General features: G+C 53.9%; 2 protein-coding genes. Both read left to right on the forward strand.

The genetic code is table 11. The features are described 5' to 3' along the window. Positions 1-402: 402 nt before the first annotated feature. Positions 403-915 carry a DUF2199 domain-containing protein gene (locus BX591_RS35800; RefSeq protein ID WP_111936010.1) on the forward strand — a complete coding sequence of 171 codons (513 nt, stop codon included), beginning with the start codon at positions 403-405 and terminating at the stop codon, positions 913-915. Between the two features lie 100 nt (positions 916-1015). Next, positions 1016-1645, forward strand: a complete 630-nt coding sequence (locus tag BX591_RS35805) for a hypothetical protein (protein WP_111936011.1) — start codon at positions 1016-1018, stop codon at positions 1643-1645. Positions 1646-1829 lie beyond the last annotated feature (184 nt).

The following is a 1829-nucleotide window of genomic DNA, read 5'->3' on the forward strand; positions in this document are numbered from 1 at the left end:
TTGAACGTACTCGCCTACAATCTCACGCGAGTGCTGAGAATCCTGGGCTTTAAAAAGACAATGAAGGCGATGCGGCTGGTGGGTGCGTGAGAACCCCTTTAGGCCCTGAAAAAAGCCATAAACTCGTCTGGAACGCGTTGGAGAGGCTCGCAGTCTCGTCGTCCCATTGATGGCCGCAAAGGCAACCAAACGCACTGCGGCGGTCAGCAATCATGCGTCGCATTGCAATCTCCTCGGGTTTCCACACAGCCTGGGTCGCGTGCTGCCGATCGCGGCGGTTTGAGATTCGGGCAGTTCCATGCCGGTTGCATGAGGCAGTGATCGGCCAGGAAGGGACGTTCGACGTGGCTCCCAGAATTGGCGACAATATCGCCCCACACCACGGAAACGGCGAGACGTCAAATGGGTCTATTGAGCTTCCAGTGCTCGTACTGCTCGGAATGGCATGAGGGCGAGCCAAGCATTGGCTTCAAAGTTCCGGGTTATTTACTGGATATTGCGGAGGCCGACAGAGAGGCACGGGCATGGTGGAATGAAGACCTTTGTGTTATCGATAGTCGATATTTCTTCGCGCGGGCATGCCTGGAAATTCCGATAATCGGCGCTGCCGAACCGTTTTTATGGGGAATATGGGTTTCCCTTAGCGAGCACAACTTCAAAGATTATGAGGCCAAGCTTGCGTCGGGTGATCCTGGGGGACCATATTTCAGTTGGCTAGCAAATCAACTTCCCGGCTATCCATCGGTCGAAGGGCTCAAAGCACGCACTTTTCCCCAGGCAGGGACAGACAGGCCACTTGTCGAACTTGCGGAGAGTGACCATCCGTTATCGATCGACTTTCATGGGGGAATCACCGAGGCGCGAGCACGAGAGCTTTTCGCCTTGGTTTTTCATCCAAAAAGCAATTTTCACTGAACTGTGCCGGCCACCATCGGGCTCAGTTCGGCCAGAACCGGCCAGTCGACGTATAGGCATGTATCGTTGACAATCTGGCAGTCGATGAATCAGGGGGGGTATGTCCGATTACAAACTGTTGCGAGTTGTTTTGCGAGCGACCTTCGTACTGGCTGGGCTAATTTTCCTCTCGCAGGGCGCTTGGGCAGATGCCCCCTACAGTTTCATTCGAATCCAGTGTATGGGCGCTATCAACCGGCTTGAGGTCAGCACATTCATTACGTGGAATGTGTGCGACGTGGGATGCTCGCAAGCTGCACCGCTGGCAAGGCAGGGGATATACGAACTGAGGAAATTCATCCAGCAATATTCAAAACATCCCTTCGAGTGTGATCTCGGGGCGGGTCAAAAGGCTGTCGTGTCAATTCTGGACCATTGGCCCGGCAGAGATCTTCCCGGGATGGAATTCGATGTCAGTGTCGATGATAGACGGGTCGTACCGCCTCAGAGATTGGACGGTGAGGCTGAGATTGATCTCCAGGTGCAAGCGTTTCTAGGCAAGAACGATGCGTCGGGCCGGCCCATCAATCCTGCGTCGGTATCTACCAATCTCTGCTTTCTCAACGGGAGGGATCCACTTGCGCTTCCCGATTCGATGAGATGCGAGAGAACATGGGTGGGCGCCGGTGAGGGCTGGACAAAAGATGAGGCCGATAGCGCACAATACGAAAGAATCGTCCAACCGAAATGAGCGGCAGGTCAAGATCGCAAGTTCTCGACTGAACGATCAGAGTTGCTGTCCGTGACCGTCCGTTTGCGAGAAAGCCGAAAGTCTTTTATGGGTCGAGCTTGTGTGAAAACGCGCTGATCGCCTAAACTGGATTAACTCATTCAGCATGGGTGACCGGATGAAGCGATTCATAGAAGGTGAAGAT

Source organism: Paraburkholderia bryophila, from assembly GCF_003269035.1.
Lineage (GTDB): Bacteria > Pseudomonadota > Gammaproteobacteria > Burkholderiales > Burkholderiaceae > Paraburkholderia > Paraburkholderia bryophila.